General features: G+C 73.3%; 17 protein-coding genes. 5 read left to right on the top strand and 12 right to left on the bottom strand.

What is annotated here, in order from left to right; all coding sequences use genetic code 11:
* Positions 1-204 precede the first annotated feature (204 nt).
* Together purM and purF are read right to left on the bottom strand one after the other, a co-directional pair.
* Positions 205-1,338 carry a phosphoribosylformylglycinamidine cyclo-ligase gene (purM, locus tag ACFVN3_RS04515; protein ID WP_378230971.1) on the bottom strand — a complete coding sequence of 378 codons (1,134 nt, stop codon included), beginning with the start codon at positions 1,336-1,338 and terminating at the stop codon, positions 205-207.
* A gap of 76 nt (positions 1,339-1,414) precedes the next feature.
* Positions 1,415-2,962: an amidophosphoribosyltransferase gene (gene purF, locus ACFVN3_RS04520; protein ID WP_378230973.1), complete on the bottom strand. Its 1,548-nt coding sequence runs from the start codon at positions 2,960-2,962 to the stop codon at positions 1,415-1,417.
* Between the two features lie 320 nt (positions 2,963-3,282).
* Here purF and ACFVN3_RS04525 point away from each other — a divergent pair, with 320 nt between their 5' ends.
* The 5 genes from ACFVN3_RS04525 to ACFVN3_RS04545 all read left to right on the top strand — a co-directional run bounded on the left by ACFVN3_RS04525 (position 3,283) and on the right by ACFVN3_RS04545 (position 8,541).
* The gene (locus ACFVN3_RS04525) at positions 3,283-4,344 is read left to right on the top strand and encodes a sulfate ABC transporter substrate-binding protein (RefSeq protein ID WP_378230976.1); all 1,062 of its coding nucleotides are present in this window, start codon (positions 3,283-3,285) and stop codon (positions 4,342-4,344) included.
* Between the two features lie 3 nt (positions 4,345-4,347).
* Positions 4,348-5,247, top strand: coding sequence for a sulfate ABC transporter permease subunit CysT (gene cysT / locus ACFVN3_RS04530; protein WP_378230978.1), 900 nt, complete (start codon positions 4,348-4,350; stop codon positions 5,245-5,247).
* The gene (locus ACFVN3_RS04535; RefSeq protein WP_378230980.1) at positions 5,240-6,100 is read left to right on the top strand and encodes a sulfate ABC transporter permease; all 861 of its coding nucleotides are present in this window, start codon (positions 5,240-5,242) and stop codon (positions 6,098-6,100) included. The genes cysT and ACFVN3_RS04535 overlap by 8 nt, the downstream gene beginning before the upstream one ends.
* A complete protein-coding gene (locus ACFVN3_RS04540; RefSeq protein ID WP_378230982.1) occupies positions 6,097-7,128 on the top strand; it encodes a sulfate/molybdate ABC transporter ATP-binding protein in 1,032 nt (343 codons plus the stop codon). The genes ACFVN3_RS04535 and ACFVN3_RS04540 overlap by 4 nt, the downstream gene beginning before the upstream one ends.
* A 75-nt stretch (positions 7,129-7,203) precedes the next feature.
* Positions 7,204-8,541 carry a hypothetical protein gene (locus ACFVN3_RS04545; protein ID WP_378230985.1) on the top strand — a complete coding sequence of 446 codons (1,338 nt, stop codon included), beginning with the start codon at positions 7,204-7,206 and terminating at the stop codon, positions 8,539-8,541.
* Between the two features lie 52 nt (positions 8,542-8,593).
* On the opposite strand, the gene ACFVN3_RS04550 is transcribed toward ACFVN3_RS04545, so the two are convergent.
* From ACFVN3_RS04550 to ACFVN3_RS04595, 10 genes are all read right to left on the bottom strand, one after another.
* A complete protein-coding gene (locus tag ACFVN3_RS04550) occupies positions 8,594-8,992 on the bottom strand; it encodes a hypothetical protein (RefSeq protein WP_378230987.1) in 399 nt (132 codons plus the stop codon).
* A gap of 154 nt (positions 8,993-9,146) precedes the next feature.
* Positions 9,147-13,952, bottom strand: coding sequence for an ExeM/NucH family extracellular endonuclease (locus tag ACFVN3_RS04555; protein ID WP_378230989.1), 4,806 nt, complete (start codon positions 13,950-13,952; stop codon positions 9,147-9,149).
* 298 nt (positions 13,953-14,250) lie between these two features.
* Complete coding sequence (locus tag ACFVN3_RS04560; protein WP_378230991.1) at positions 14,251-14,622, bottom strand: sterol carrier family protein; 372 nt, start codon at positions 14,620-14,622, stop codon at positions 14,251-14,253.
* 30 nt (positions 14,623-14,652) lie between these two features.
* On the bottom strand, positions 14,653-16,236 hold the full coding sequence (locus tag ACFVN3_RS04565; RefSeq protein WP_378230993.1) for an RNB domain-containing ribonuclease: 1,584 nt from the start codon (positions 16,234-16,236) through the stop codon (positions 14,653-14,655).
* 216 nt (positions 16,237-16,452) lie between these two features.
* On the bottom strand, positions 16,453-17,337 hold the full coding sequence (locus tag ACFVN3_RS04570) for an ABC transporter ATP-binding protein (RefSeq protein ID WP_378230996.1): 885 nt from the start codon (positions 17,335-17,337) through the stop codon (positions 16,453-16,455).
* Complete coding sequence (locus ACFVN3_RS04575) at positions 17,334-18,263, bottom strand: ABC transporter ATP-binding protein (RefSeq protein WP_378230998.1); 930 nt, start codon at positions 18,261-18,263, stop codon at positions 17,334-17,336. The genes ACFVN3_RS04570 and ACFVN3_RS04575 overlap by 4 nt, the downstream gene beginning before the upstream one ends.
* Positions 18,260-19,432 (bottom strand): ABC transporter permease, encoded by a 1,173-nt coding sequence (locus ACFVN3_RS04580; protein WP_378231000.1) that lies wholly within the window; start codon positions 19,430-19,432, stop codon positions 18,260-18,262. The genes ACFVN3_RS04575 and ACFVN3_RS04580 overlap by 4 nt, the downstream gene beginning before the upstream one ends.
* Positions 19,425-20,423 carry an ABC transporter permease gene (locus ACFVN3_RS04585; RefSeq protein WP_047231353.1) on the bottom strand — a complete coding sequence of 333 codons (999 nt, stop codon included), beginning with the start codon at positions 20,421-20,423 and terminating at the stop codon, positions 19,425-19,427. Before ACFVN3_RS04585 ends, ACFVN3_RS04580 begins: the two co-directional genes overlap by 8 nt.
* Positions 20,424-20,469: 46 nt before the next feature.
* Positions 20,470-22,152, bottom strand: a complete 1,683-nt coding sequence (locus tag ACFVN3_RS04590) for an ABC transporter substrate-binding protein (RefSeq protein WP_378231003.1) — start codon at positions 22,150-22,152, stop codon at positions 20,470-20,472.
* A 270-nt stretch (positions 22,153-22,422) separates the two neighbouring features.
* Entirely contained in the window at positions 22,423-23,220 is a 798-nt protein-coding gene (locus ACFVN3_RS04595) for a copper homeostasis protein CutC (RefSeq protein WP_378231005.1), read from the bottom strand.
* Positions 23,221-23,231: the final 11 nt, after the last annotated feature.

Here is a 23,231-nt window from a genome sequence, read left to right on the forward strand (position 1 = left end):
GCGCCGTCGCCTGCCCCTGGTAGGCGACGGCGCGGTCGTCGTTCGCGACCCGTCTCCCTCCGCGCACCGGCCCGCGACGGCCCTGCTCGCCCCGAGGTCGCTGTGCCTTGACCCGTCGCCCTCCGACGTCGTCGTGCCCGGTCGCGGGAGCGGCCTCGCCCGAGCGGGTCGGCAGGCGCCGGACCCGCCCGGGGACACCGGAGATCAGGCGCGGTAGTCGCCGACGAGGCGCACGGCGCCCGCCTGGACGCCCTTGGTGCCCGCGACGAGGTCACCGTCTGCGACGTCGGTGACCGCCGCAGGGTCGTAGGCCTCGACCGTGCCGAGCACCCACGCGGGGACACCCAGCGCGGCGCAGCGTGCGAGCGCGGCGTCGACGCCGTCGGCACCGACCACCGCGACCATGCCGACGCCGAGGTTGAGCGTGTTCTCGAGGTCGCCGCGCGGCACACCGCCCAGCTCGCGCACGAGGCGGAAGACCGGCGGCACGTCCCAGCTCGCGCGGTCCACGACGCCGACGAGCCCGGCGGGCAGGACGCGCGCGAGGTTCGCGGCGAGCCCGCCGCCGGTGACGTGCGTGAAGGCGTGGACCTGCGCGGCGTCGTCGGCGGCCAGCGCGAGGCAGTCGCTCGCGTACACCCGCGTGGGCTCGAGGAGCTCCTCGCCGACCGTGCGCCCGAGCTCGTCCACGTGGCGCTCGAGGCCCCAGCCGGCGTGCTTGAGCACGGCGCGCACGAGCGAGTACCCGTTCGAGTGCAGGCCCGACGAGGCCATGGCGACGAGCACGTCGCCCTCGCGCACGCGGTCGGGGCCCAGCAGCCGGTCGGCCTCGACGACCCCCGTGGCGGCGCCGGCGACGTCGTACTCGTCCTCGCCGAGGAGGCCAGGGTGCTCGGCGGTCTCGCCGCCCACGAGCGCGGTGCCCGCGACCTCGCAGGCCGCCGCGATGCCGCGGACGATGCCCGCGATGCGCTCCGGCACGACCTTGCCGCACGCGATGTAGTCGGTCATGAACAGCGGCTTGGCGCCCACCACGACGATGTCGTCCACGACCATGCCGACGAGGTCGAACCCGATCGTGTCGTGGACGTCGAGCGCCTGGGCGATCGCGACCTTGGTGCCCACGCCGTCGGTCGACGTCGCGAGCAGGGGGCGGCGGTAGGTCGCGACCTCGGAGAAGTCGTAGAGCCCCGCGAAGCCGCCCACGCCACCGAGGACCTGCGGCCCGTGGGTGCGGCGCACGGCGTCCTTCATGAGCTCGACGGCCTTGTCACCGGCCTCGGTGTCGACGCCCGCGGCGGCGTAGGTGAGGCCCGTCTGGGGCGAGTCGGCAGTCACGGTGTCGGCTCCAAGGAGGTCTCGCGGCGCAGGCGCCGGCGGTGCTGGTGGTCTCGAGGTCGGATGCGGGGTGAGCTCACGGGTGCTGGAGCGCGCCGGCCCCGCCGGCGGTCACCGACAGGCTGCGCAGCCCGTCCTCGGGCGCACCGAGCGGGAGCTCGGCCTGCTCGAGGAGGTGCTTGCCGAGCTGGTCGTCCGGCGGCAGCTCGATGGGGTACTTCCCGGTGAAGCACGCGGTGCAGAGCTGCGACGACGGCTGCTCGGTCGCCGCGATCATGCCCTCGGTCGAGATGTAGCCCAGGCTGTCGGCGCCGAGCGACTGCCCGATCTCGTCGGGCGAGAGGCCGTTGGCGATGAGCTCGGCGCGGGAGGCGAAGTCGATGCCGTAGAAGCACGGCCACTTCACGGGCGGCGAGCTGATGCGCACGTGCACCTCGGCCGCCCCGGCCTCGCGGAGCATGCGGATGAGCGCGCGCTGGGTGTTGCCGCGCACGATCGAGTCGTCGACGACGACGAGGCGCTTGCCGCGGATGACGTCGCGCAACGGGTTGAGCTTGAGCCGGATGCCGAGCTGGCGCAGCGTGTCCGACGGCTGGATGAACGTGCGCCCGACGTAGGCGTTCTTGGTCAGCCCCTGGCCGAACGGGATGCCCGACTCGGCGGCGTAGCCCACCGCGGCGGGCGTGCCCGACTCGGGGACGGGGATGACGAGGTCGGCCTCGACGGAGTGCTCGCGCGCGAGCTGGCGGCCCATCTCGACGCGGGCGGCGTGCACGGAGCGGCCGTTGATCGCGGTGTCGGGGCGCGCGAGGTAGACGTACTCGAAGACGCAGCCCGCGCGCTCGGCGGGCGCGAAGCGCTGGGAGCGCAGGCCGTCCGCGTCGATCGCGATGAGCTCGCCCGGCTCGACCTCGCGCACGAACGACGCGCCGACGATGTCGAGCGCCGGCGTCTCGCTCGCCACGACCCAGCCGCGCTCGAGGCGGCCGAGGACGAGCGGGCGCACGCCCTGCGGGTCGCGCGCGGCGTAGAGGGTGCGCTCGTCCATGAAGACGAGCGAGAACGCGCCGCGCAGCCGCGGGAGCACCTCGAGCGCCGTCGCCTCGAGCGTGTGGTCCGCGTCGCCCGCGAGGAGCGCGGTGACGAGCGCCGTGTCCGTGGTGTTGCCGCGCGCGAGCTCGCCGCGGCGCTGGCTGCCGTAGCGCTCCGCGACGAGGTTGACGAGCTCGGCCGAGTTGGTGAGGTTGCCGTTGTGCCCGAGCGCGACGGTCCCGGCCGCGGTCGCGCCGAGCGTCGGCTGGGCGTTCTCCCACGTCACACCGCCCGTGGTCGAGTACCGGCAGTGCCCGACGGCGATGTGCCCCGTCAGGGCGTTGAGGGCCGTCTCGTCGAACACCTGGGAGACGAGTCCCATGTCCTTGTAGACCAGGATCTGCTCACCGTTGCTGGTGGCGATGCCGGCCGACTCCTGGCCTCGGTGCTGCAACGCGTACAGCCCGAAGTAGGCGAGCTTGGCGACCTCTTCGCCGGGCGCCCAGACACCGAAGACGCCACAGGCGTCCTGGGGGCCTTTCTCGCCGGGCATGAGGTCGTGGTTGAGAAGTCCATCTCCGCGGGGGGCCACGTACCTCAGTGTCCCACAGCAGGTGCGTCCGGACCGAAGCGCGAGGTCATGCGGACGGCGGGCCGGAGCGCGCGACCCGCGGTGCGGCCGGGCGGGCGTTCACGATGGCGTTACGTCGTCCCACCTGTCGGTCAGGGGTTTCGCTGCGTGGGAACGCCGCGCTTGAATCTCGACTTACCCGACCGCGGCAGTCCAGTATCACGCCGGCTGCCCCGGCCGTGCCGCTCGATCGTCTGATCGATCACTCGCTCCACCTCCTGCTCCACCCCGGCTCGACCACCCGCTCCCGGCCTCCCGGGACCCCGACGAAGGACGACACCATGCGACGCCTCCGGACGACGATCACCCTCGCGGCTGCCGCGGCAGCCACCGCCCTGGTCCTCACCGCCTGCGCGCCGACCGCCGTCGACGGGTCCGGCGGTGGGGACGCGAGCGGCGACGCGGGCTCCGACGTCGAGCCCACGACCCTCTCCCTCGTCGGCTTCGCCGTGCCCAAGGCGGGCAACGACGCCGCGCAGGAGCTGTGGGGCGAGACCGAGGACGGCCAGGGCGTCACGTGGGAGACGTCGTACGGCGCCTCCGGCGACCAGAGCCGCGCCGTCGCCGACGGCCTGGAGGCTGACTACGTCCACTTCTCGCTCGAGGGCGACGTCACGCGCCTCGTCGACGCGGGCCTCGTCGCCGAGGACTGGAACGCGGGCGACAACAAGGGCATCGTCAGCCAGTCCGTCGTCGTGCTCGTCGTGCGCGAGGGCAACCCGAAGAACATCCAGAGCTGGGACGACATCGTCCAGCCCGGGGTCGAGATCGTCACCCCGAACCCCGGCTCGTCGGGCTCGGCCCGCTGGAACATCCTCGCCGGGTGGGGCAGCGTCATCGCGAACGGCGGCTCCGAGGAGGACGCGACCGAGTACCTGCGGAAGTTCTTCACCAACGCCGTCGCGCTCCCGGGCAGCGGCCGCGACGCCACCACGGCGTTCACGTCCGGCACGGGCGACGTCCTGCTGTCCTACGAGAACGAGGCGATCCTCGCGCGGCAGAACGGCGAGACGTTCGACTACGTGGTCCCCGACCAGACGCTCCTCATCGAGAACCCGGCCGCGGTGACGGTCGACGCCGACCCCAAGGCGCAGAGCTACCTCGACTTCGTCCTCACGCCCGTGGGCCAGGAGGCGTTCGCGCACGTGGGCTTCCGCCCCCTGACCGGGGACGACGTCGACTTCGAGGTCGAGGGCGCCAACGACCCGGGCGACCCGTTCCCGGCCGTCCCGACGCTCCTCACCATCGCGGACGACTTCGGCGGCTGGTCGGCCACGAACGACAAGTTCTTCGGCGACGAGGGCCTCGTGACGAAGATCCAGGCCGAGACCGGGAAGCAGTGACCCGTGTCCTCGACCCTCGCTGAACGACCGGGCCGGGCGGCGCGCGAGCGCCGCCCGGCTCCGGCCGCGTCCCGGCCGCGCCGGGTCCGCCGGGCACGTCGGACGCCCAACGGCCCCTACCGCCTGACCGCGGCCTCGGGCCTCGGGCTCGGGGTCGCGCTCGTGTGGTTCTCGGCGCTCGCGCTCATACCGCTGATCGCCGTGCTCGTCGAGACGTCCGTCGGCGGCTGGCCCGCCTTCGTCGCTGCGGTGACGCAGCCGCAGACCGCCGCGGCGCTGACCCTCACGGTCACGCAGGCGCTCGCCGTGACGGCCGTCAACGTCGTCATGGGCACCCTCATCGCCTGGGTCCTCGTGCGCGACCGGTTCCCCGGGAAGCGGCTCCTCGAGGTGCTCATCGACATCCCGTTCGCGCTCCCGACGATCGTCGCCGGACTCGTGCTGCTCGCGCTGTACGGGCCGTCGGGACCGCTCGGGATCGACGTCGCGAACACGCGCGCCGCCGTCTTCCTCGCGTTCCTCTTCGTCACCCTGCCCTTCGTGGTGCGCAGCGTGCAGCCCGTGCTCGCCGAGCTCGACCGCGACGTCGAGGAGGCGGCGGCGTCGCTCGGCGCCACGCGGCTCACGACCTTCCGTCGCGTGATCCTGCCCGCGCTCGCCCCGGCGATCACCGCGGGCGCGGCGCTGTCGTTCGCCCGCGCGATCAGCGAGTACGGCGCGCTCGTCCTGCTCTCCGGGAACCTGCCGATGCGCACCGAGGTCGGCTCCGTCCGCATCCTCAGCTACCTGGAGAACGGCCAGCCCGAGCAGGCGGCGGCCGTCGCGTCGGTGCTCCTGCTCGTGTCCCTCGTCGTCATCGCGACGATCCAGCTCCTCCAGCGAAGGGTGGCCCGCCGTGGATAGCTCCCCCTGGGTGCGGCGCACGCTCCGCACCGTCGTGGTCGTCTACCTGGTGCTGCTCGTCGGGTGGCCGGTCTCGCTCGTCGTGCGGGGTGCTTTCGCGGACGGCCTCGAGACGTTCCAGCGCGCGCTCGCCGACCCGTCCGTCGTCTTCGCCCTCCAGCTCACCGCCGCCGTCGCGGTGCAGGTCGTGCTGATCAACACGGTCTTCGGCGTCGGGATCTCGATGCTCATCGTCCGCTACGACTTCCCGGGCAAGGCCCTCCTCAACGCCCTGCTCGACCTCCCGCTCTCGGTCTCGCCCATCGTCGTCGGGCTCTCGCTCGTGCTGGTGTACGGCAAGAACGGCTGGTTCGGCGGAGCGCTCGAGGACGCCGGGCTCCAGGTGATCTTCGCGCCGCCCGGCATCGTGCTCGCGACGGCGTTCGTGTGCCTCCCGCTCGTGATCCGCGAGGTCGTGCCCGTGCTCACCGAGCTCGGCACCGACGAGGAGCTCGCCGCGACGAGCCTCGGCGCGAGCTGGTTCCAGACCTTCCGGCGCATCACCCTGCCCGCGATCAAGTGGGCGGTCGTCTACGGCGTCGTGCTCACGCTCGCCCGGGCGCTCGGCGAGTTCGGCGCCGTCAAGGTGGTGTCCGGCAACTTCGAGGGCCGCACCCAGACGTCCACGCTCCTCGTCGAGCAGCGCTACCAGGACTTCGAGCAGGGCACGGCCTACGCGGTCGCGTTCCTCCTCGCGTCCGTGTCCGTCGCGTGCATCGTCGCGGTGACCTTCCTCCGTTCCGACGACGCCGCCGGCCCCCGCACCCGCCGCCCCGCCCCCCGAACCGCCGCCCCCACGGAGGCCGACGCATGAGCATCGAGATCCGCAACGTCCGCAAGTCCTTCGGCGACTTCGTCGCGCTCGACGACGTCTCCGTGTCCGTCCCCACCGGGCGCCTCACCGCTCTGCTGGGCCCGAGCGGCGGGGGCAAGTCGACGCTCCTGCGCGTCGTCGCGGGGCTCGAGGTGCCCGACTCCGGCGAGATCGAGATCGAGGGCCGCGACGCCACGAACCTGCCGGCCCGACGCCGCAACGTGGGCTTCGTCTTCCAGCACTACGCGGCGTTCAAGCACCTGAGCGTCGCGCGGAACGTCGCGTTCGGGCTCGAGATCCGGCGCACGCCAAAGGCCGAGATCGCCGAGCGCGTCGACGAGCTGCTGCGGCTCGTGCACCTCGAGAGCTTCGCGCACCGCCTGCCGTCGCAGCTCTCCGGCGGGCAGCGCCAGCGCATGGCGCTCGCGCGCGCCCTCGCGATCCGGCCGAGCGTCCTCCTGCTCGACGAGCCCTTCGGCGCGCTCGACGCCAAGGTCCGCAAGGAGCTGCGCGACTGGCTGCGCCGCCTGCACGACGAGATCCCCGTGACCACCGTGTTCGTCACGCACGACCAGGAGGAGGCGCTCGAGGTCGCCGACGAGATCGTCGTCGTCAACGAGGGCCGCATCGAGCAGGTCGGCACGCCCGACGACCTCTACGACCGCCCCGCGAACGACTTCGTCATGAGCTTCCTCGGTCCGGTGACGCGCCTCGGCGGCGTGCTCGTGCGCCCGCACGACGTCCACGTCGAGGTGGTGCCCGACGGCGCCTCCGACGGCACGGTGGACGTCACGGAGCCGGCCCGCCCGGGCGGCCCCGTGCCGGGCGTCGTGACCCGGACGACACGTGTGGGCTTCGAGGTGCGTGCCGAGGTGGCCACCGAGGACGAGGTGGTGTCCGTCGTCGTGACCCGCGCGGAGGCGCGGACGCTGGGTCTCGCACCGGGCGTCGCCGTGCGGCTCGCCCCGGCCGAGGGCGCGCCGACGTCCGCCGCTCCCCGGCCGGTCGGCGCGTCGGTCCCCGGCTGACCCGGCGCCGCCCCGACGGTCCGCTCCGACGACGCCGCCCCGGTCCGCGGGCGAACCGCTCGCTATCCTGCCCGCGTGGCTCCCTCCCGCGTCGACCGCTCCGACCAGGACCGAGACGACCGTGCCCGCGGCGACCGTGCCCGCGACGACCGGCCACGTCACCGCCGCGAGCGGGCGGCCTACCGGTTCGTGGAGGTCCGCGCCGCCGCGGGCCCGGCTCGCCTCGACGGCCTCGCGGCGGGCGGCGGGGCGTTCCTCGTCGGCACGGTCCTGGGCTTCCTCGTCCTCCTCGGGCTCGGGCTCGTCGGCGGTGAGCTGGTCTCCGGCGGGAGGTACGAGGCCGACGAGGTCCTGCGCTCGACGCTGGGCTGGTGGATCCTGACCCTCGCGGTCGCGGTGCCGGTCTTCGTGCCGGCGCACGCCGCGGCGACGCTCGCGGTCACCCGCGCCCTGCTGAGCGAGGGTCGGCCCCGCACCGACGTCCCGCCGCACTCGGTGCGGAAGCGCGTGGCGGAGTCGAGCCCGGCGGGGGCGCTCGCCGGGCTCACCTGGACGTACCTCGTGCTCGCGCTCGTCGCCGGGGCGGTCGGGCTCTTCGCGATGGACCGTGACGACGTCGAGCGCACCCCGACCGTCGCGGTCTCCGCGGTCGTCGGGGTGGTGACCGCGGTCGGCCTGCTGCTCCTGCGCGGGCTGCGCGCGCGCTGGTCTGCCTGGCAGGGCGTCGTGCGCACGACGTGGGGGCCGAACGAGGTGCGCTTCGCCGCGGAGGCCGAGCGTCGTCGGCGTGCGGCGCTCGGCCCGTCCGCTCCCTCGCGGACCGACGGACGGGTCGCGCTCCGGAACGACCGGGTGGCCGCCGTGCTGGGCGGCGCCGGCATGGTCGGCATCGTCCTGTTCCTGATCGGCCTGTGGATGCGGCACCCGCGCAAGTTCGGCCCGGACCGGTACTTCGGGCCGGTAGGTGAGGTGTCGATCGACGTCCTCGTCGGCGTCGGCGGTGCGCTGGTCGGGGCAGCGCTGCTCCTCGGCGCGGTGTGGCTCCTGCTCCCGGTGTCACGACAGGGACGGCAGCGCCGGGCGGGGCTCGCGCTCCTGCGCTCCCCCGAGCCGTCCGCACCGCCCGCCGACGACGTCGTCCGGGAGCTGCTGTCACCCTGGTCGGCGTCCACGACTCTCGCCCTCGTGCTCCTGGCCGGCTCCGGGATGCTCACGCCCTCCGTCCTGGCCGGCCTGGCGGGCGGCGGCGTCGCGCTCCTGGTCGACGGGGTGCCGTTCGCCGCCACGGCGGCGGTCCTGGTCGCGGCGACGGTCGCGGCGCAGTGCGTCGTGGTGGTCGGCGTGACCCGGTCTGCGCGATACCGCGCCCTGGCGCGCGAGCGCTGGCACCCGGGCGACGACGGACCCGCCTGACGCGTCGTCACGGCGTCGGGGCCGCGGCAGGACTGCGCCGGGACAGTGTGGGTCAGCGCCTTCCGCGCAGGCTCCGACGGTCGGCGATCACGGCCCACAGGCCCGCGACGGCGGCACCGAGCGCGGCGCACGTGACGAGGATGACCGTGAAGTAGACGCCCGGCTTGAAGACCGGCTCCGACACCTCCGACTGGAGCCACGCCCCCCCGACAGCGAGGCCGAGCACCGCGCCGAGCACGATCCCGACCGCGAGGAACCGGCCGTAGCGTGGCGCCCGACGCACCGTCGAGGGGTCGACGACGGACTCGACCTCGACCTCGTCGGCCGAGCTCTCGGCGCGCTCGGGCCCGACGTCGGGCCCGGTGCCGGTCGCAGGGGCGGCCGTGGACGGGGGGACGTCCGACGTGTCGGGGGCTGCGCCGTCGGGCGCGGGGGACTGCTCGGAGCTCACGGCCACGACCCTACCCGCGGTTCCTGGGAAGCCCGGACGCGGGGCCCGGCTCTCGCGGACCACGAGTCCACCGAGCGGACGACGCACCGCGGCCCGGGTCCGTCGGACGGAACCCGGGCCGCGGCCTCACCTCGTCGTGATCAGCGGGAGATCGTCACCCGCACGAGAAGGCGTCGTGCTCGACGGGGTACTCGCGCACCCCGGTGCCGTCGGCGAACGACGCGGTGACGGTCACCGAGCCGGCCGGGACGGACGTCGCCCGGACCGCGAACGACTGGTAGGCGGCCGCACCCGGGGCGACGCCCGTGAACGTGCGCTGCCCGTACGGCGTGCTGAGCACGACGTCGACGGGGACGTCGTCGCCGTTCACCGCCTTGACCGCCAGGTAGACCTTGCCCGCCATGCAGCGCGGGCTGACGACCACGTCGGTGAGCACGGCTCCCGTGGGCTCGCCCGCCTCGACCGTGACCGGGATCCGGGCGGTCGTGCCGCTCGACCTGGCCACGACCCAGAGGTCGTACTCCCCCGCCGCGGCGTCGGCCGGGACCGTCGCCGTCAGCGTCGCCGCCCCGCCCGTCACCGTGGCGGTGCCCGCCGGGGTGCCCGGGTTCGCCGGGTCGAACGTGGCGTCGGCGGCGACGAGGTAGCCGTCCACCGAGGTGTTCGCCGGCGACCCGAGCGACGTGAGGTTCAGGCCCGAGAGCCCGACGCTCACCTCGGAGCCCGCGGCCACCGGGCCGGGGAGCTCGTCGACCACGACGCGCGAGCGGTCGAACGACGGCGACACCGGCGAGCTCTGCTGCAGGTACGCGATCCACGCGTCCCGGTCGACCAGACCGGAGTCGCGCGCGTCGGCGCCGTCCGTGAACACCCGGAAGTTGTCACCCCCGGTCACGAGGAAGGAGAACGTCGCCACGCGGTACTCGCCCGCGAGGTCGATCGGCTCCCCGTTGATCGTGACCGACGAGACGTTGCTCCCCGGGGTCGCGTTCGGGTCGGCGGTCGCCGCCGTCCACGACACGTTGTCCGAGAGCCCCAGGGCGAGATACGGACGCGACGGGCGCGTGCCGTCCGCGAGGGTCTGCCACTGCTGCTCGAGCATCTCGACGACCTGCTCGCCCGTGAGGGTCACGGTCCACAGGTTGTTGACGAACGGCAGCACCGCGTTGGCCTCGGCGAACGTGATGACGCCGTCGCCGTTGTGCAGCAGCTCGGCGCGCAGGCCGCCCGGGTTGACGACGCCGATGTCCGCGCCGCCGCGCGCCGGGTCGGCGAGCGTCGCGAGGAGCGAGTCGGCGACGAGGTTGCCGAGCGTGGACTCCGACGCGCGGTCGTCCCGTCCGGTCGTCGGCGTCGGGCCGGGCCCGACGTACGTCCCGCCGGGGCCGGTGTACGAGCCGCCCGTGAAGGCGGTCGTGATGTCCGCCGTGACCTCGCCCACCGGCTGGGAGCCGATGACCTCGGCCTCGGCCAGCGCCGGGTCCAGGACGTCCTTGACCGCCTGGACGCGCGGGTAGGTGGCGACGAGCGTCTCCCACAGGGTCGTCGTGCGCGGCACGTTGACCACCTCGTAGTCCGTGACGTCGCTGGTGGCGTTGTCCACGCGCAGCGTCACGTGCCCGACGTTCTCGCCGTAGCTGCCCGTCTGGATGATCGGGCGGGTGGCGCCCTCCACCCCCGGGACCGGGGCGTCCCACGCGTACTGCTTGTGCGTGTGGCCGGTGAAGATGGCGGCGACCGACGCGTCGGTCCCGTTGACGATGTCCGCGAAGGCGCCGCCCGCGGCGACCTCCTCCTCGAGCGTCGAGCCGTCCGGCGTGCCGGCGCCCGCTCCCTCGTGGTAGAGCGCGACGAGCACCTCGGCCTCGCCGTTGGACTCCTCGCCGTCCTGGAGCTGGGCCGCGACGCGGTTGACCGCCTCGACGGGGTCACCGAAGTCGAGCATGGCGATGCCCGACGGGGTGACGAGCGTCGGTGTCTCCTCGGTCACCGCGCCGATGATCCCGACCCGCACGCCGTCGATGTCGAGCACCTCGTACTCCGGCAGCGCGGGGTTCTCGGTCCCCTTGTCGTAGACGTTGGCGCCCAGGTAGGTCCAGTCCGCCTCGTCGGCCACGCGGCCGGTGAGGTCCGTGAAGCCCTGGTCGAACTCGTGGTTCCCGACGGCAGAGCTCGCCAGGTCCAGCGCGTTCAGCACGTCGATGGTCGGCTGGTCCTGCTGGAGCGCCGAGGCGAACAGCGAGGCGCCGATGTTGTCGCCGACCGAGATGAACGCCGTGCCCTCGGGGTTCTCGGCCCGCAGCTGCTCGACGGTCCCCGCGAACGAGAGCGTGTTGTTGGTGACCACGCCGGTGGTGGCGTTCCGCACGTACGGCTCGATGCGGCCGTGGTAGTCGTTGATCGCGAGCAGGTCGATCTCCGTCGTCCCGCCCGGCTCCTCGCCCGCGAGGTCGAGGCCGACGAGCACCGGGTCGTGGTCGGAGGACCGGAACGGCGTCGTGTCGTAGAGGATCGACGCGTTGTAGTTGTACCGGCTGTACTCGTTGGCGATCGGCTCGACCGAGTTGATGTTCCACACGTCCGTGCCGGTGACGGCGCCGGCCGCGCCGGCCGAGGCGAACACGTGGTCGAGCGAGCCGACGTACCCGTCGAACAGGTAGGTGTGCTCGCCGGTCGTCTCGCCGAGGTCGGTGTAACCCGCGTCCTTGAGGACCTCGAGCGGGTCCTCCTGGGAGTACGAGTTGAAGTCGCCCGCGAGCAGGATCTTGTCCGTCCCGGCATCTGCCGCGACGTCCTCCGCGAAGCCGACGAGCGCCGTCGCCTGCGCGACGCGCGACGCGTTGAACGCGCCCTGGCCGTCGCCCGAGTCCTCGTCGCCGGGCAGCACGGCCGTGCCGGAGCCCTTTGACTTGAGGTGGTTCGCGACGACGAGCACGTCGTCGCTCGCGGCGTCGTCACCCTCGGAGACCCCGCCCGCCGGCTGGAACACCTGCGCGAGCGGCTCGCGCGCGTTGACGAACGCCGCGTCGTCGAGCAGGATCCGCGAGTCCCCGACCGGCTCGGCCGCGTCCACCTGGTAGATGTACGCGAGCCGGATCACGTCCTCCTCGTCCGGCAGCGCGGCCGGCGACGGGACGAAGGCCCACTCGTCCCCGCCCGCGGCGTCGTTGAGCGCGTCGACGAGGTCCGAGAGCGCCTGGTCGCGGTCCTTGCCGAACGGCGTCGAGTTCTCGATCTCCATGAGCGCGACCACGTCCGCGTCGAGCGCGTCGATCGCCGCGACGATCTTGGTCTCCTGGCGCTCGAGGTTCTCCGCGTTCGCCGCGCCGCGGGCGTCGCAGCCACGGTTGACCGTGATCGGGTTGCCCGCGCGGTCCGTGTAGTACGTGCAGCCCGTGAGCTGGTCGCCGGTCGTCGTGAAGTAGTTGAGCACGTTGAACATCGCGACCGACAGATCGCCCCCGACCTCGGCCGGGGCGTCCTCGCGCGTGTTCGCGAACGTGGCCGGCTGCACCGTGGCGGCGTTCCCGCCGTCACCGGCGGTGAGCTGCGTCAGCGGCTGGAACGTCCAGGCGTCGAACCGGTAGTCGAGGATGACGGGCGTCGTGAAGGACACGCCCGCGCCGACGCGCGCCGGTGCCCCGCCCGTGAGGTACGGGAGCGGGATGCCCTTGTTCGCCGTGTTGTTGAAGTTGGTCGTCGCCCCGTCGTCGAGCACGACGGCCCGCGCCGCACGGTCCGTGACCGCGGCCGCGGCCTCCGCGCTGCCCGGGCGCCCGGCCGACGTCGGCTGGACGAACGGGTCCGTTCCCGCGGCGAGCAGGAACGAGCCGTAGAAGTTCGTGTCGTAGTTGTCCGCGACGACGTAGTCGCCCGCAGGCTGCACGAGCATGCCCTCGAGCACCTCGCGCGCCGCGTCGGTCGCGGGGAACGCGACGTTCGCGGGCTTGACCGCCTCGGCCGCCTCGTCGAGGACCGTCCAGCCGCCCGCCGCGGGCGTGATCTGGGTCAGCGTGAAGTACTCGGACACCGCGCCCGTGACCTCGACGTGGTCGCCGACCTGCACGGCCGCGGCGCCCGCCTTGGAGTAGACGAAGATCGCGTCCGACGCCGTGTGCGAGGCCTCGAGGTCCCCGCCCGTGCCCTCGGTCTGCAGGTAGAAGCCGTCGTAGCCGCCCGTGGGGTAGGTGGCGGTGACGACGCCGCGCGTCGTGACGTTCTGGCCGACGAGCGGGCTCGCCGCGCCCGTGCCCTGGATCTCGGCGATCGGGACGACCTCGCCCGGCTCGGGGTCAGGGCCGCCGCCGTCGCCGCTGTTCTGCGGCGTGACGGTGCCGGAGAGCGTGAAGTCCTTGCTGTTGTCGTCGGTGTCCGCGAACCCGGTCCGGTTGATCGAGGCCGGCACGTTGTTGGCCGACGGCGCAGGGCTCACGGCGGTCTCGAACGTGTTCGACGTCCCGTACCCGACGAGGTCCACGACGTTCGCGGCGCCCGCGGCGTTGCCCGCGGGCAGCGTGACCGCCGAGGTGGAGCGCACGAGCGCGAGGGTGCCCGTCGTGCCCGACGGGTTGAGGCCCCCGGTCGCGTCCGGCGTCGGCAGCGCCGCGCCGGTGGACCCGTTGGAGCCGCCCTGCACGAGGAAGTAGCCGCCGGGTGCGACCGTGCCGGTCAGCGCCGTGACGCCGGTGAAGGCGCCCGTGCCCGTCGCGGAGCGGTACTGCAACGACATGCCGGAGAGGTCGATCGCCGCCTGCGTGGGGTTGTACAGCTCGACGAACTTGTGGGTGTAGGGGGCGTTGGCGCTGCCGCCGCTCAGGTAGGCCTCGTTGATGACGAGGCCCGACCCGTCGGGCGCCGCGCTCGCGGCGGTGGCCGCCGCGACGGAGAACGGCGCGGCGAGCGCCACGGTCAACGTGCCCGCCACCACCCTCCGTCGCCGCAGGTGCTGGTGGTCGGTCACGCTGACTCCTTCATCTCGTGCGGACGGCCGGGCAGCAGCCGCTCACGTCCACGCATCGGACGGGACGACGCCCTGCCTCCGCGGGACATCGCACCCCACCTGGATGAACGGGCGGTTGCTGCCACGTCACCGCCGCGAGAACGTCGCCGCACGTCGTCGTGCTGCGAGCGCCCGCGCGGACGGCGGCCGATCATCATCGGACGCTAGCCCCCCGCGTGCCGCGCCGCCAGACCTGGGGCGGAGAACGTTACGCACCGGTAACACGTCCGTCCGTCCCGTCGCGCCCAGGAGCACGGCCTCAGCGGGGGCGAGCCGCCTGGAGCGGCAGGAGCCACGAGATGTCCGAGCGCTCGCCCGACGCGCGGACGCGACCGTCGGCGACGGCGTCGGCCCACGCGAGCGCGCCGGTCACGAGGCCGAGCCAGGTCTGCGGGTCCGTCTCCACGACGTTGGGCGGCGTCCCGCGGGTGTGCCGGGGACCCTCGACCGCCTGCACGGCGCCCGCGGGCGGCACGCGCACCTCCACGGTGTGCCCGGGCGCGACGTCCGCGAGCTCCTCGAGCGTGAACCGCACCGCGGTCGTCACGGCCTTGCGGTCGCCGGGGTCGTCGCGCCACGCCGCCAGGGCGAGGCGGCCGGCGGCCGGGTCGGTACGTCGTCGGGCAGGCACGAGGACCAGCCTAGGTCGCCCCGCCCACCCTCAGCCGACGGTGAACCGGACGCGGCGCCCCGCCACCGACGCCTCGCGCAGCGTCGCCCGGACGGGGTCGCCGAGCGGGAGGTCGGTGCCCTCGGCGCCCTCGACCGGCGCGCGGACCGCGGGGTCGGTGAGCACGACCTGGCCGCGCCGCGCGCCGGACGCGTCGCCGCCCTCCCGCTCGAGGCGCCGACCGCGCTCGCGGTCGTCCTCGACGTCGACGACGACGCCGTCGAACTCCTCGCCCTCGCGGCCGCTGAGCAGCGCCGCCTCGACGACGTCCACGATCGCGCGCTCGTACGACCCCGCGCGCTGGCCCGTCCGCGCCATCGTGCGCGGCAGGCCGGGCAGCGCGTCGCGCACCCAGCGCGGCACCTCCTCGCCCGCGCACAGCGCGAGGCACACCTCCGTGCCGTAGCGGTCCACGAGCCGCCGCAGCGGTGCCGTGACGTGCGCGTACTCGGCACCGATCGCGGCGTGCGCGGCGTCGTCGGGCACGCCGGGCTCCTGCCCCGTCCCCCCGAACGCCTCGTACGACGCGCCGCGGAAGAGCGACGTCGCCTCGTTGAGGAAGGCCGCGTGGCGCGGGACGCGCGAGTCGAGGGTCGGCACGAGGTCCGCGTACGCCGTCTCGCGCGGCCAGTCGATGCCGAGGGCGCGCGCGGTGCGGCGCAGGCGCGCGAGGTCGCGCGGGTCGGCCTCGGGCAGCGCGCGGAAGACGCCGACGCCGCCCGCCCGCATGAGGCGCGCCGCCGCGATCCCCGTGAGCAGCGAGATCTGGGCGTTCCACCCCTCCGCCGGGAGGGTGGACCGGAACTCGAGGCCGAACGTGCCGTCGTCGAGCGGGACGATCTCCTGCTCGGGGACCTCGAGGGACACTCCCCCACGCTCGCGCTCGCGCGCGCGCCGCAGCTCGCCGACCTCCCGGAGCAGGAGGAGCGCGGCGCCGCCCGCGTCCTCGGACCCGCCGCCGTCGATCGCGGTCTGGGCCTCGTCGTAGGTGAGTCGCCGCGTCGACCGCACGACGGCGCGGCGGACCGTCGCGTCGAGGATCTCGCCCCGCGCGTCGAGCACGACGCGCCACGCCGCCGCCGGGCGCTCCTGGTCCGGCAGGAGGCTCGCCGCCCCCTCGGAGAGCACCGCGGGGTGGAGCGGGGTGCGGCCGTCGGGCGCGTAGAGGGTCGTCCCGCGCTCGTGCACCTCGGCGTCGATCGCCCCGCCCGGCGCGACGAACGCGCCGACGTCCGCGATGGCGTAGTGCACGACGAACGCCGCACCCGCAGGACCTGCCAGGTCGTCCCCGGCGCGCTCGAGGTGGAGCGCCTGGTCGAGGTCCATCGACCCGGGCGGGTCGATCGTCACGAACGGGACGTCACGCAGGTCGACGCGGCCCTCGCCGAGGACGGCGCCACCGTCGCGGACGACGGCCTCCGCCTCGGCGAGCACCGCGGCGGGGAACGAGTCCGGGACCTCCATCTCGCGGCGCAGCGCCGCGAGCGCGCCGGCCACGGTCGCGGCCGGGTCCACGGAGGGCGTCGGCGCAGGGGACTCGGCGGGGCGCACCAGGCGCAGATGACGGGTGGGCACGAGCCCGACCCTACCCATCCGCCGCCCGGCCGTCTCCCGCCCGATCGTCTCCCGGTCGTCACCACTCCGGGTCGGGACGACGGCGCGCACGGAAGAGCGCGCGGGCCAGGGCCTCCGACAGACCTGGCCCGCGCGACGGGTACGCGCCACCACCGACGCGTACGACGGGAGGCAGCACCCGCCGCCCGGATCGAGCGGGCGACGGGTGCGCCGGTCTCACATGCCGCGCGTGCCGAACCGGTCGCGGTCGGCACCGGCGCCCGACCCCGCCGCGGCCGCGGCGAGCTCGCGGCGCACCTCCTCGCGCAGCTTCCCGTGGTTCTGCGGCTCGGGCGCCGCGCCGAGGAGCAGCTTGGTGTAGTCGTGCTGCGGGTCCAGGATCACCTGGTCCGACGGCCCGCGCTCCACGACGTTCCCGCGGAACATCACGAGGATCTCGTCGCTGAAGTGCCGCGCGGTCGCGAGGTCGTGCGTGATGTAGAGGACCCCGAGGTTCTCCTCCCGCTGGAGCCGGGCCAGCAGGTTGAGCACCCCGAGCCGGATCGACACGTCGAGCATCGACACCGGCTCGTCCGCCACGAGGAAGCGCGCACCCGGCGCGAGCGCGCGGGCGATCGCGACGCGCTGGCGCTGCCCGCCCGACATCTCGTGCGGCTGCTTGGCCGCGAACACGGGCGCCGGGGTGAGGTTCACGCGCTCGAGGAGCTCGTGGACCCGCGCGTCGATCGCCTGGCGCCCGCGGGCGACCCTGTGCAGGCGCAGCGGCCGCTCGAGGTGGTGGCCCACCGTGTGGAACGGGTTGAGCGACGCGAACGGGTCCTGGAACACCATCTGCACGTCGTGCCGGTAGGCGTCCAGACCACGGCCGCGGGTCGCGGACGGCTTGCCGTCGAGCAGGATCTCGCCCGACGTCGGCGTCTCGAGCTGGGCGATCATGCGCGCCACCGTCGACTTGCCCGAGCCGGACTCGCCGACGACCGCGATCGTCTTGCCGGGCTCCAGCGTGAACGACACGTCCTTCACCGCGCGCAGCCGCGTGCGGCGCAGCCCCTTGCGGATCGAGAAGTCCTTGACCAGGTTGCGGACCTCGAGGGTGCTCATGCGTGCGGTCCTTCCTGGCTCTCGCCGGTGCCCTCGCCCGTGCGGACGAACGAGCCGCGGTCGCCGGTGAGGCTCGGGAACGAGCCGAGGAGTCGGCGCGTGTACGGGTGCTGGGCGCCCTCGAAGATCGACTCCGCCGTGTCGATCTCGACGATCTCGCCGCGGAGCATCACGGCGATGCGGTCGCTGATCTCCAGCAGGAGCGGGAGGTCGTGCGTGATGAACACGACGGCGAACCCGAGCTGCTCGCGCAGCCGCATGATCTCGCGCAGGATCCCACGCTGGACGACGACGTCGAGCGCCGTCGTCGGCTCGTCCATGATCATGACCTGCGGGTTGAGCGCGAGCGCCATCGCGATCATGACGCGCTGGCGCATGCCGCCCGACAGCTCGTGCGCGTAGCTGTCGAGGCGCAGCGGGTCGACGCCCACGAGCTCGAGGAGCTCCGCGGACCGGGTCGCCCGGTCCTTGCGCGACGTCCCGGGCCGGTGGGTCTTGAGGACGTCCCCGAGCTGGTCGCGCACGCTGATGACCGGGTTGAGCGAGTTCATCGCGCCCTGGAACACCATCGAGACCTTGTCCCAACGGAACGCGCGCAGGGCGTCGCCCGAGAGCGCGACGACGTCGACGTCGCCGCCGTCCTGGTCGTGGAACGTCACCGTCCCGGACGTGAGGAGCGCGGGGGGCTTGAGGAGGCGGTTGATCCCGTACGCGAGCGTCGTCTTGCCGCAGCCCGACTCGCCCGCGAGCCCGAGGATCTCGCCCCGGTGCAGCGTGAGCGACACGTCCTTGACGGCGTGGACGACCGGCTCGACCTCGTAGTCGATCGAGACGTGCCGCGCGGTGAGCACCGGCTCCTTGCCGACGAGGTAGGCGGCGTGGCGCTCGCTGGTCAGCGGCCCGGCGGCCGTGGTCGTGGCGGTCATGCGCCCACCGTCTCCTTCGCGTCGTCGGTGTCGGTGTCGGTGTCCGTTCCGTCACGGTCGGTGCCGTCGGCGTCGGGGGCGTCCGACCCCGCGCCGTCGGGGTCCGCGTCCGCGGCGAGGCCGGCCTTGCGGGCCTTGCGCACGCTCTTGACCGCGGCCGGGCCCAGACGCAACCGGGGGTTGATGATCTCGTCCAGGCTGAAGTTGATGAGCGCGAGCCCGCAGCCGAAGAGCGCGATGAGCAGCCCCGGCGGGACGAACCACCACCACATGCCGAGGCTCAGCGCGTTGTTGGCGCTCGCCTGGTTGAGGATCGTGCCCCACGTGATCGAGCCCGACGGTCCGAGCCCGAGGAACGACAGCCCCGCCTCGGCGAGGATCGCGAGGAGCACCGCGCCGAGGAACTGCGCCGTGAGGAGCGGCAGGAGGTTGGGGAAGATCTCCACGAGGATGATCCGCGGCGTCTTCTCGCCCGCCACGCGCGCCGCGGACACGTAGTCGCGCGCACGCAGCGACTTCGCCTGCATGCGGAGCACGATCGCCGCACCGGGCCAGGCCGTGAGCCCCAGGATCACCGCGACGATGATCAGGGACCGTGTCTGGAGGTAGGCCGAGATGACGATGATCAGCGGCAGGCCCGGGATGACGAGCATGATGTTCGTGACGAGCGAGAGGGCCTCGTCGGTGAACCGCCCCCGGTAGCCCGCGACGATGCCGAACACGATCGAGAGCACGAGCGCGATCCCGCCGGCGATGAGACCCACCATCAGGGAGCCCTGACCGCCGTACGCGACCTGGGCGAAGATGTCGTTCCCGATGTGGTTGGTGCCGAGCAGGTGCTCGGCGCTCGGCGGCAGGAACCGCGCGTTCGCCGTGGACCGCGGGTCCTGGGTGAAGAACGGCGCGACGAACGTGAACAGCAGGATGCCGACCACGAGGACGATCCCGGCGGTGAGCTTGCCGGACCGGCGCGGGAGCATCGCGCGCAGGCCACGGCGGGCGGGCGCGGCAGGGGCGTCCTGGTCGAGCGCCGCGGGGACGTCGCGGACGTCGGGGACGATCCCCTCGGTCGTCGTCGCCGGCGCGAGGCCGTCGACCACGACCGTGGCGGCGGGGGCCGCGTCGGCGGCGGGGGTCACGAGCTCCGTGTCGCGGGTGTTGTCAGACATTGGCGCGCGCCCTCGGGTCGATGAATCCGTAGATGATGTCCATGAGGAAGTTCGCCGCGAGCACGGCGAGCGTGATCACGAGGAACGTGCCCTGCATGAGCGCGAAGTCGCTCGCCTGGACCGCGTTGAACAGGAGCTTGCCCAGGCCCGGGTAGCTGAAGACCTGCTCCATGACGACCGACCCGGCCACGACGAACCCCAGCGCGACACCGAACCCGGCGAACGACGGGAGCGCGGCGTTGCGGGTCGCGTAGGTGATCGCCACCCGCATGCGGCGCAGGCCCTTGGCCTCGGCCGTCGTGACGTAGTCCTCGGACAGCGTGGACACCATCATGTTGCGCATCCCGAGCAGCCAGCCGCCCACCGACGAGAGCACGATCGTCAGCGCGGGCAGGAACCCGTGGTAGATCACGCTGCCCACGAACGCCCACGACCACTCGGGTCCGTTGTCGAAGCCGAAGATGTCGTAGCTGCCGATCCGCGGGAACCACCCGGTCGAGACCGAGAAGACCGAGACGAGGATGAGGGCGAGCCAGAAGTAGGGCACCGCCTGGAGGAGCGTGGACGCGGGGATGATGCTGTCCACCCACGTGCCGCGCTTCCAGCCGGCCCACGCCCCCAGCCCGACACCCAGGACGAACGAGATGATCGTCGCGAGTCCCACGAGCCCGACCGTCCAGGGGAGGGCCTGGCCGATCAGCTCGGTGACGGGCTGGGGGTAGTACGTGATGGAGATCCCGAGATCTCCCTGGAACAGACGCCCCCAGTAGTCCACGTACTGGTCCCACAGGGAGGCGTCGCCGTCCGCGCCGAAGAGGAGGTCGATGCTGTTCTGCATCTGGGGCGTCAGCTCGCCGCCCTTGCGCAGGAACTTGTCGATGAAGATCTGCTTGGGGTCACCAGGCATGAGCTTCGGGATGAGGAAGTTCAGCGAGACCGCTGCCCAGAGGGTGATCACGTAGAACGTGATCCGTCGTGCGTAGTACCTCATGATGCGTGTTCCTCGTTCCCCGGTCCTCCTCCTCGGCGCGTTCGCATCAGCTCGTCGGCTCGAGCTTCGAGAGCACGACGCCCAGCGAGACCGTGCTCCACGACGGCGGGAAGGCGTAGAGGTCGTCCTCGGTCGGCCAGCCCGTGAAGTCCTTCGTGTCCATGAACGTCTGCGAGGCGTTCACGACCACCGGGATGTAGGGCAGGTCGCGGACGATCTCCTCCTGGATGACCGCGTACTGCTCCTGCTTCGCGGCCTCGTCGTTCGTCGAGGCGGCCGCCTCGACCGCGGCGTCGACCTTCGGGTTGGTGTAGCGCACGTAGTTGAAGAGGCCGGACTCCATGACCTCGCCGACCGGGCGCGTGTAGTCCGTCGTCATCCACTGGCGGTAGATGCTGAACGGGTCGTCGAGCGAAGGGCCCGTGATGCCACCGACCATGAGCTGGTAGGTGCCCGCGACGCGCGCGTCCGACATCTCCTGCTGCGTGACCTTGTTGTGGACGATCGAGATGCCGGCGGCCTTCGCCTGCTCGACGAGCAGGTCACCGACGGCGTTGTAGTCGTTCCAGCCGTCGACCGTGACGAGGGTCAGCTCGACCTTCTGGCCGTCCTTCTCGTAGATGCCGTCCGCGCCCTGGGTGTAGCCGGCGTCCTCGAGGACCTTCGACGCCGCCGCGGCGTCGGCCGTCTGCGGGCTCTCCGCCTCGACGTCGGGCGAGATCCAGCGGTCGTCACGGCCGAGCAGCGCGAACGTCGGGGACGCCTCCGCGGCGAGACCGGCGAACGCCTTCTCGTTGATCTCGGTACGGTCCATCGCGAGGTTGATCGCCTGGCGCACCGCGACGTCGGTCTGCGGGCCGGTGCAGCCGAGGTCGACCGACACGCACGTGTAGATCGTCGTCGGGTCCTGCGGCGTGTTGATCATGCTCAGGCGGCCGTCCGCGGTGATGCGGTCGGGGTCCGCGACGAACATCGCGGTCCAGTCGACCTTGCCGGTGGTCATGAGGTCCTCGGCGCTCTGGTTCGCGTCGATGCCGAGGTAGCGGACCTTCTTGACCCGGGGCGCGCCGTCCCAGTAGTCCTCGTTCGCGACGACCGTGTAGGCCGCCTCCGTGACCGCGTCGGCCTTGAACGGACCCGTACCGACCGGGTTCTCGTTCGCGAACGTCACCAGGTCGTCGACCTCGGACCAGATGTGCTCCGGCACGACGAGCGACGTGCCGAGGAGCTGGACCTCGGACGTGAACTGCGGGGAGTCGAACGTCCACGTGACGGTGTACGGGTCGACGGCCTCGACCGAGATCACGAAGTCGCGCTGGGCGGCCTCGTTGGTCTGCGAGAAGACCACGTCGTCGGCGTCGAAGTCCTCGCCGTCGGTCCACTTGACGCCCTCGCGGAGCTTCACCGTGAGCTCGGTGCCGTCCTCCGACCACTCGAACGACTCGCCGAGGCGCGGCTCCGGAGGGCCGGCCTGCGCCTTGTTGTAGTAGAAGAGCGGCTCGTAGATCGCGCCGTTGGCCGCGTGCAGCGGGTTCGGCGAGTACGGGTTGAAGTTCGCGACGATCGGCGTCTGCGTCCCCGCCCACACGTTGAGCGTGCGGCCCCCGCTCGCGCCCTCGTCGCCGTCACCGTTGCTGCCGCCACCGGAGCAGCCCGCGGCCAGGAGAGTCACGCCGGTCACGAGCGCAACCGCCGTGAGCAGGCGCTTGCGCGCCGTGCTTCGAATCATCATCGGTCCTTTCGCATGGACGACGCGTCCTCGCGTCGTTCGTCGTGGCGCCCTGGGGCGTGTGGCAGGAACACTAACTAATCGATCCCGGGTCGCCGACGAATACGACAGGAAAGTTACCTAACTGAGACATGGCCGGCTGCGGCGCTGCTCGGGAAGGGCGACGGCCGGCCCCCGCGTGGCAGGGACCGGCCGGTCGGGCGACGTCGGGACGCGGCGTCGTGAGCGCGTCACGAGCGCACGGGACGCCCGCGAGCGAAGAGCGCGACGCTACGGCGCGGCGCGGAGCGCCGCGCTCGCCGCCGCGGCGACCTCGGGGTCCGTGACCTCGTAGCCGGCGTCCCCACCACCCCCGGGACCGGCGTCGTCCACGACGACGCGCTTCGCGGAGAGGTGCACGGCGTCCACGCCGGCGGCCACGAGCGCGCCGACGTCCCGGGGCTGCACTCCCCCACCGGCCATGACCTGGACGCGGCCGCCCAGGGCTCCGCGGGCGTGCGCCGACATGGCGCGCAGGCGCTCGACGCCGTCGATGCTGCGGGCGGCGCCGCCCGACGTGAGCACGCGCACCACGCCCGCGCCGGCGAGCGCGTCGAGGGCCGCGAGCGGGTCCGCGACGACGTCGACCGCGCGGTGGAACGTCACCTCGCGGCCGTCGGCCGCCTCGACGAGGGCGCGCACAGCGGCGACGTCCACGACGCCGTCCGGGGTCAGGGCGCCCACCACGACGCCCGCCGCACCGGCCGCGACCGCGGCCCGGACGTCGCGGACCTGCACGTCGAGGTCGGCTGCCGAGAGGACGAACCCTCCCGGGCGCGGGCGCACGAGGACGTGCACCTCGACGGCAGGACCGCCGGCGGCGGTCTCGGCGGCGGCCACGACGGCCGCCTCCACGAGGCCGGCGCTCGGCGTGAGCCCGCCCGTCGCGCCCAGGCCGACGCACAGCTCGACCCGCCGCGCGCCCACGGAGGCGGCCACCCGGACGCCCTCCGGGTCCTGCACCGCGAGCTCGAGCACGACGTCGCGGCCCGCGTGCACGGCAGGGCCCTCGGGGTCGGTGGTCGTCACTGCGCTCTCCC

Origin of the sequence: Cellulosimicrobium sp. NPDC057862, assembly GCF_042797035.1 — a bacterium.
GTDB lineage: Bacteria > Actinomycetota > Actinomycetes > Actinomycetales > Cellulomonadaceae > Cellulosimicrobium.